The following is a 9,403-nucleotide window of genomic DNA, read 5'->3' as shown; positions in this document are numbered from 1 at the left end:
CCTGATTCTGTATCAGCACTTACTGTATTAATTACATCTTCAACTGCATTAGAAGAACCTGATTCTGTATCAGCACTTACTGTATTAATTACATCTTCAACTGCATTAGAAGAACCTGATTCTGTATTGGTATTATTTACTATATTATTTACAGTTTCAGTTATTCCTGTATCAGCACCTGATACGTTATTTATATCTTCAGCTACATCAGAAGAATCTGATCCTGTGTTAGTATTATTTACTACATCATTTACATCTTCAGCTACATCAGAAGAATCTGATCCTGTGTTTCCTTTTATATCTTTTATATATTCTTCTAATTGATTATATCTTATATTATAATCTTCTGAATTTACTATTCCATTCTCTTTGTCTTGATTCAATTGTGCTATTTCTTTTTGAAGTCTTTGTAATTCAGTTAAATTATCAACAGTTTTAGCTGTTCCTGTGCCTAATTCTGTATCAGTACCTGCTGCATTATTTACATCTTCAGCTACATCAGAAGAACCTGATCCTGTATTTCCTTTTATATCTTTTATATATTCTTCTAATTGATTATATCTTATATTATAATCTTCTGAATTTACTATTCCATTCTCTTTGTCTTGATTTAATTGTGCCATTTCTCTTTGGAGTCTTTGTAATACAGTTAAATTTTCATTAACCTCTATTCCGCTACGATGAGTTTGATGAATTAATTCATTTTTTAATTTATTTGCTTCATTCCAATTAATTTTACCATCACCATTTATATCAAAACGTTTCATTTGTTCTGGGGTCAAATTACTACCAATCTGTTTTTCCACATTATGCAAAATAATATTTCCTAAAGTATCATTTTCATCAACTGTGACTCCAGATGTTTTCATAACTATCATCACCCCATCTTTAGTTTCTATAAGAGTATCTTCTGGATGTATTATTGTATTTATATCAGCATCCTTCATTACAGATCCATCTGGATTTATTACTATAAGTTTTGAATTTTCCGTCAAACTTTTATTAAGTAATCCTGAAACATATTCACCTTTATCAATATGCTCAATATGTTTTGCATGCTCTAGTGCATCATGAATCAATTTTTTGTCACCATCTGATTTCAAAGCATCATATAATTTTTCTATTTTTATTTTATCCAAATCAGCACCTTTTATAAATTGATGTACATTTTCTAAGTCAGTAGAAGTTGGTGTTGTGGTTTCTGTAGGAGATCCAGTCACTGCAGTTCCAGGTGTTTTTGTTGTAATTGTACTATCTGGCTTAACATCAACCTTTGCACTATCTACTTCTGTCTTAGCACCTGTTGAATCTACAACAGTTTTGGAGTTATCAGGAGAAGCATCACGTAAACTATCTGGATCAGCTGTATTACCTCCTATATTGATAACAGTCTTTGTGCCACTAGGTTTTTGATTTTGTAATTTTTGAAAAATTGAATATACATCCTGTCTTTCACTATTATCTGAAGTACTTTCATAAAGTGATCTTAATAATTCTGGATCTTTGGAAATTTCTGGATTATTATTTAATATATATTTTACATTACCAGTAATACTATAATCACTTCTTATAATAGACTCAACAATATAATGATCTTTCATAAAACTTGGATTGCTCATAATACTAGTCAATTCTTTGCTTGATAATTCATCGTTTTGTATAAGAGCTGCTACAATTCCACGATCTTTCATAAAATCTGGGTTAGCTATAACATCTCGAATTATTTTATCAGATAATTCATCGTTTTGTATAAGAGCTGCTACAATTCCACGATCTTTCATAAAATCTGGATTAGCTATAATATCTCGAATTATTTTATCAGATAATTCATCGTTTTGTATAAGAGCTGTTACAATTCCATGATCTTTCATAAAATCTGGATTTGCTATAATATCATGAATTATTTTATCTGGTAATTCATCACCTTTTATAAGAGCTTCAATAACATTATGATTTCTTGCATAATCTGGATTACTCATTATATTATTTAATTCGTCTGTTTTTAATTTACCAGACTCATTTATATGCTTTATAAGGTTTGTTTCTCTTTGCATATCTGCCATACTATGGCCAAACCAAAATCCAGCTACAGCTCCACCTACTTTGAGCCCTATTCTAATAACTTTTTTCCGTGTACTTGTATTTTTTCTTTTGCTAATTTCTGATTCAAAATTATCATTCAAAGATTCTATAAGCTTTGCGCTACTATCAAAACTTTTATCTTTTAATCTCAAAACTTCTAATTCTTCATATTTATCTATTAAATCTCTTAATTTCAAATATGCATCTGGATTATTTTCTTTGAATCCTTTTTCTGATATCTTTACTTTTGCAAGTGCAAATTTTTCTTTATCATCTTTATCAAATTTATTATTTTGCAAAATTGTTTCTAATTCATCTGTAGATATTTTTATTCCTTTTTCACTAAAGAAAATATTACCAGCCAATTCACCTAATCTATATCCAGAATATGTTCCCAAAATTTCTCTCAAAACTGGTATCTGTCTAGCTGCAATACCAAGGGAACACACTACTGCTGTAGTAAGATTTCTTTCTTGTATATTTTGATTTGATTTCAAGATTCCACCTAATGTAAGACCTTTTTTTTCTATCCAATCCAACAAACCTTTTTTATCAACTTTTTCTTCTATTTTTTTATTACTTTGATCTATTTGATACAAGATAGACATTGACTTTACAAGATCTTCTTTCTCCATATTACTCTTTTTATCTGTACCAGAATAAATTTCATCTATATACAAACGTATATTTTCTTCAATAATATCTTTTGAGTCCCAATTTCCAAGATCAATATTTTGAAGTTGAAATCTCTTTTTTAGTGTCATAGATGCTAGTAAATTTCTAGCTAATAAATCATCCATTGAATGATTTTGTTTTATTTCTTCTAATTTTTTATTTTGCTTTTTCTTTGTAGCTTTGTCTGTAAAATTATTATCTATTATTCTAGTAATAGCAATTCCACTATAAGCTATACCCATTGCAACTGCGCCCATTCCAATTGCTCCAGAAAATAAAGATACACCAAGAGTAACACCTAAATATCCAAGTGTTTTTAGGGCAACTTCTTGTGTCATATTTTTTAGGAAAGGAATCTTTTTAAAAAAACTAACTTTCTTCAAACCCTCATACACCTCACTCTTCGCTTGAGATTCTATCAAAGTTTGCTGATTTTCATAAATTTCTCTTATATCCTCAACACTAAGTCCAGTACTTTCCGATAATTTTTGAATTATTTTTTCTAATTCATTTTCATCAAAATCTTTTGAATTTTTCAAAATAATTTCTAAAAAATTTTTAAATTGATTTTTTAATTCTGGATTATTTTCTACTGCTTCCTTTAATTTTTCTAAACTTGTAAATTGTAATGATTCTTCACTTATTTTTCCTTTTTTTGCTCTTATTCTATCTAGATTATCTCTATAAGAAGAATCTTTGTAACTCTTTTTCAATTGATTTGCATCAAAATTATTAATATATTCTTTTATCAGTATCAATTTGTCTTCTAAAAACTTTAGGTCTTTATCAATTGATGTTTTCTCTTTTTTTGATAATTTTGATTTATTGTTTATTATATAGTTTATAAATAACTCTGCTCTTTTGGAAAGTATGTTTAGTTCTTCTAGAGTTGCATTGTCTATATTTTTAATATCTTTTTGAAAAATAGAAAATTCTTTTTTATAATTTTGTTTATTTATTTCCACTAGAGATGTATTTACAGGTATAATTTCTGGCTCTGGAATTGATTCTATTAATTTATTTCTATTTTCTTCAAAATATTTATCATAATCAAAATCTTTGTCCGCGAGACTGATAGAATTGATATTAATAAATTCAACTTCATCCATGAAATCTGTTTGCGTATTATTTGAAACATAAACACCAACAAAATCTTTACCAAATCTTCTTTCTATTACTATAGGCTCTGCTATTTTCAAAACAAATCCATGTCTAACAGAAATCAAATTTTTCATTTTGACAAATGACTCTACTTCTTTGATGATATCTTGTGGTACTTGATCTTGAATAGAAAAATCTTTTTTGAGTGCTTCTTCTATTTGTTCATTTATATATGGTAGTGGCATCGAATTACTAGGATTTATATTACTGATATAATATTGCCTCTCTTTAGATTTTGGTACTGGCAAAAACATTGTTAAATTTATACTCTGATAAACATAAATCAATTGATCCAAACTTAAAAGATTTAATTTGTCTTTTAATTTTTCAACTTCATCCTTAGAGTCTACTTGATTTTCAGATTTCTTTCTTGCATACTCTTCTTTCAAAACAACAAATACCTCTCTACAATATAAAAATTCTAAAACTTCTTCAATTTTATTAAAATTAATATCAAATTCATTATCATCCTTTGAATTAATTATAATATCAACCAATGCTTTAAATTCAGTCTCTTTATCTCCTAAAATATTATCTTTATTAGACATTAAATCTTCAAAACTAATATTTTTCAAAATTTCTTCTAAATTTTTAGAATTATCTTTTGGCTCTACTTTTTTATTTTCTTCAAACCATTTTTCATATGAAAAATCTTTTTGAGGAGATTCTACTATCATATCTATATTTATTCCAAAACTATTTTGACCAAAATTACTCGAATCCCTATTTAGATCATAAACTTTTATTGTATAAAGATCTTTGCCTTCATGATTCTCTTTTTCAATTTCTATTGGTTTTACAAATTTTCTTGGAATTACCGTGCCTCTATTAGTTTTATTAATCAAATTTTCTTTATTTTCTAATTCTTTAACTCTATTTAATATTTCTAAATCTTTTTCACTAAAATTATTTCCATCAAATCCAATTAATTTATATTCACTAAATTTTTCTTTTGTTATATTTAATTCTAAATCCTCTATTAAAATCAGTATTGTTTTCTTTAAATCTTTTAATCCATTTATCTCTTTCTGCTGATTACTGCGTTTTAATTTTGATATAATATCATCTAATTCATCAATAATATCTTTAGATTCAGTTAGGTATTTTTCTGCATCATAAGGATCAAAATTCTTCATAAATTCAGTCAATTTTTGTCCAAATCTATTGATAAAATTATTTGTCTTGTCTGCTATTGGTTTTGTATCTATTATATCTTGTTTCTGTTCCTCTTCTTTGTTTTCTGGTATAACTTCTTCTTTTTCAGGCTCTAAAATTAATTTATCTATTTCGGGAATTATAATATCATTTAATTCATTAATAATTTTTTTAAACTCTAAATAATCCTCTGAATCTTCTTCAGTGTAATATTTGTTAAAATTATCCAATAATGTATTATAATACTCAACAAATTTTATTTTTATAAGTCTTATTTCTTCTATACTTTCAGCTTTTGAATATTCATCCATTAAAACATCATAAGATGTTTTTATATCTTGTATAGATAATTTTTCATTTTGATCCAGAGAAGATTTTGTTTCTTCTTGTGAGTAAACTATCTCTCCCTTTGTTACAAGTTTCCATTTTCCATTTTCAACTTCTTCTACAATTGCTGGTTTTTTTACAATATAAATATCTTCTGACTTGAGTTGCCCACCTGGTAAATGAAAAAAACGACTTGCCATAGCATCAATAGATGAATTGGGTGGTGTTTTTTCATATAAGAGTGAAAGACTCAACTCTTTTCCAGATATACGAAATACCGGGGACTGACTATTAGTTTCTACAAGGAGGTAAGCTCCATCATTAAAAGATTCTGTAACATAATATATTTTCTCCTTTTTTTCCGGAAATGGATTTTCATTAATAGATTTTTCAAAATCGTTCATATATTTATAATATTTTAATTATATGTGAATAAAAATTATTTCTTTAAAGTTAATAAAATTTCTTTTACAAAATTATCTATTCCTACTTTTAATTTTTCACCATAATCAGGAATATGTTTTTCCAAAAATTTTTGAAGCTCATCTGGATTTGGAAATGGATTGTCTTTTATAATTTTTGAGTACTCTTCTATACTAGCATCATCTAAATTGTCCATAATAATAAGACCAATTCTTCTATTAAATTGCATTTCAAGCTGAGATGCAAAAGCTTGTTTTTCTTGCTCAGGTAAATTTTCAAGATTTGCCTGTTTTATAATATCTTGAATTATAAATTGAAGTGAGTCTTGTTCTTGTTGCTTTGAAAAAATCATAATATTTATTTTTTATTTTTTATTATAATAACCTATATAATTATATCATTTTGTCTTATTTATAACTATTTATTATACTACTTTTATTCTTTTTTGTCAAATACAATAAAAACCCTGAAATTATGACAAAAACAGCACTTATAATTTGAGGTAATCTAATGTTATATATAGTAGGAGTATTATCAATTCTCAAAAATTCCATAAAAAACCTTATAATTCCATAACCAAAAATATAAAAGTAAAAAACATATCCATAATGCAGTGATTTTTTATAAATGTGCAATAAAATAAAAAATAATATTAAATCCAATATTGATTCATAAAAAAATAATGGTTGATGAAAGTTCCCAGTCGATTTTATATAAATTGCCCAGGGAAAATTTGAAACCCTTCCATATAATTCTGAATTAAAAAAATTACCCCATCTACCAATTGCCTGACCAAGTGGAAGTGCTACGACTAATAAATCAGCATACTCCAAAAAATATAATTTGTGTTTTTTAGAGTATACAAAAAGAGTAATAATGCACGCTATTATAGTCCCCTGTATTGCCATGCCACCATTCCAAATAGAAAATATTTCTAAAAAATTATTTTGATAATAATTCCAATTAAAAAATAAAACTTGGTACAAACGTGCGCCAATAACACCAAACAAAATCAAGTAAAAAAATAAATCCCACAATTTATCCAAATCATAAGATTTATTTTTTGATATTTTTATAATCACACAAATTCCAGTTATTATTGCAGAAATCATTATTAACCCATACCAATAAATTCTCACAAAACCGATTTCAAAAAATATTGGATTTGGATTTATATTTATCATTTATTTTCTTTTTCAATTTCTACCAAAATTTGATCCAATACTGTACGAGGAATTACTCCTGCAAATTTGTAACCATTTATAAATAAAGTTGGCGTACCAGACATTCCTGCCTTTAGCCCAACAACAAGATCTTCTTCTATTTCTGATTTATATCTTTGTTCAGATCTACAAGCATTAAATTTATCTACATCTATTTCAGCCTCTTTTAAAAATTGATTTACCATATTTTCATTAAAACTTTCTTGATACAAAAATAAATTGTCATGCATTTGCCAAAATTTTCCTTGCTCAAATGCACAATTTGCAATCATGGCCCTATTATAATCTTCTTCCAATGGAAAGTCTCTAAAAATAAGTTGTACTTTTGTAGCATTTTCCATTATAAAATCACGGAGTACTCTATGCATTATAAAACAATATGGACAACTAAAATCACCAAATTCTACTATAGTCATAATTGGAGTATCTGTCCCCATATGAGGATCAGATACAGTTTCCAATTCACTTCTTGAAACATCTGTTTCTTGAATATCACTATTTCCATCATATATTGAATATTGGCCTAAGATTGTATTTTTAATAATCCCACCCGTTTCCATTGCGTCTTTATAAAAATAGACCTGTTTCATAAATAAAGATACGGCTACTAATAAAGAAATTAATATTCCAATAGAAATAAATTTTCTATTAATTCTAAAAAATAATACAATCAATATAATTATTATTATTGTAGCAATAATATAACATACATAATGTAAAGTTGAAGATATTGATATTTTATTAAAAAATATATTCAAAATAATAGATAAAAATATAATCAACATAATTGCACCACCAAAAAAACCAATAAACAAATCTATTATTTTTTTCTTTTTTGTTGAATAATAACTAACTTTTTGTAAATTATCATTTTTTATATTATTATTTTTTTGAAACATAAATATTTTTTTATTTATTATTTAATTTTTTGCTAATTTATAGTTTTCAATCATTTTTTCTATATTCCATGCAAAATTTAAAACCGTCTCATCCTTCATAAATCCACCCATAATTTGTAATCCTATGGGGAGCGGATCTTTTACAATTGGAATAGAAATTGCTGGAAGCCCGGCAATATTTGCAGAGACTGTAAATATATCAGCAAGATACATCGTAAGAGGATCTTCTATTTTTTCATTTAATTTAAAAGCTTTACTTGGAGTAGTTGGTAATATCAAACAATCAATTTCTTTGAAAATCTTATCAAATCTCAATTGTATATCTTTTTCAATAGATTTTGCCATATTATAATATGCATCTCTATAGCCTTGAGACAAAACATATGTACCCATAATAATTCTACGTTTTACTTCATCACCAAAACCATTCGTTCTATTCTTTAAATAATTATCTAGAAGATCTTTAGAATTTTTTACATTAAATCCATATCTAAGTCCATCAAATCTAGCAAGATTTGTAGATGCCTCTGCTGGTTGTATTATATAGTAGACTGCAAGTGCTTCATCCATAAAAGATAGATCTATTTCTTTTAGTGTTATCCCGTCTCTCTTTAATTTTTCTAACACATCTTCAAAACTATTTTTTATATCTTGATCAATTGATAATTCATGATATTTTTTGGGATATCCAATTACCTTTTTCTTTATACCTTTTTTTATATTTTTTATATTTATATTTTTTCTATCAACACTTGTCATGTCTTTTTCATCTTTTCCAAATATAATATTTGAAATAGCAACTACATCTTCTACAGAATTTGCCAATGGTCCAATTTGATCAAGTGATGAAGCAAGAGACATAAGTCCATACCTAGAAACACTTCCATAACTTGGTTTAAATCCAACTACACCACAAAATGCTGCTGGCTGTCTTATAGAACCTCCAGTATCACTACCAAGCGCAAAAATAGAGTGATTTGAAGCAACTGCGGCAGCACTACCACCAGAAGAACCACCTGGAACCAGTGTGTTGTCACATGGATTTAAAACTGATCCAAAATACGATGTTTCATTTGAAGCACCCATAGCAAATTCATCCATATTTGTTTTTCCTAAGATTATTACTCCTGATTCTTTTAGTTTTTTTATAACAGTTGCATCATATGGAGCTATATAGTTTTCCAACATTTTTGACGCAGATGTAGTCTTCTTGCCTTCTATTAAAATATTATCTTTTATGGCAATTGGAATTCCTTCTAAATTTTTTAATAGTATGCCTCCAACAATTTTTTTATCAATTTTTTTTGCCTGACTTATGGCATCATCCTCAAACAATGTTATAAAGTCATTTAATTTGTCATTTTTTATATTTACAAAACATCTTCTTACAAACTCAGAACATAATATTTGCTTATCTTTGTATGCTTTTCTTAATTTTTCTATAGTAAAATTTTCCAT

At 26.7% G+C, this 9,403-nt stretch carries 5 protein-coding genes; all 5 read right to left on the bottom strand.

Going from position 1 to position 9,403, the window contains the following annotated elements; translation table 11 throughout:
• Nucleotides 1-5,804, bottom strand: a 5,804-nt coding sequence (locus PHZ07_03790) for a hypothetical protein (protein ID MDD3284689.1), incomplete at its 3' end; no start/stop codon positions are given.
• Between the two features lie 35 nt (nucleotides 5,805-5,839).
• Nucleotides 5,840-6,175 carry a DUF5663 domain-containing protein gene (locus tag PHZ07_03785; protein ID MDD3284688.1) on the bottom strand — a complete coding sequence of 112 codons (336 nt, stop codon included), beginning with the start codon at nucleotides 6,173-6,175 and terminating at the stop codon, nucleotides 5,840-5,842.
• Between the two features lie 55 nt (nucleotides 6,176-6,230).
• A complete protein-coding gene (gene lgt, locus PHZ07_03780) occupies nucleotides 6,231-7,007 on the bottom strand; it encodes a prolipoprotein diacylglyceryl transferase (GenBank protein MDD3284687.1) in 777 nt (258 codons plus the stop codon).
• Entirely contained in the window at nucleotides 7,004-7,945 is a 942-nt protein-coding gene (locus tag PHZ07_03775; protein ID MDD3284686.1) for a thioredoxin domain-containing protein, read from the bottom strand. Before PHZ07_03775 ends, lgt begins: the two co-directional genes overlap by 4 nt.
• A 21-nt stretch (nucleotides 7,946-7,966) precedes the next feature.
• Nucleotides 7,967-9,403 carry an Asp-tRNA(Asn)/Glu-tRNA(Gln) amidotransferase subunit GatA gene (gene gatA / locus PHZ07_03770; protein ID MDD3284685.1) on the bottom strand — a complete coding sequence of 479 codons (1,437 nt, stop codon included), beginning with the start codon at nucleotides 9,401-9,403 and terminating at the stop codon, nucleotides 7,967-7,969.

Source organism: Patescibacteria group bacterium (assembly GCA_028692545.1).
In the GTDB taxonomy this organism is placed as follows: Bacteria; Patescibacteriota; Patescibacteriia; order UBA1558; family S5-K13; genus STD2-204.
This window is presented reverse-complemented; position numbering and strand designations above follow the sequence as displayed.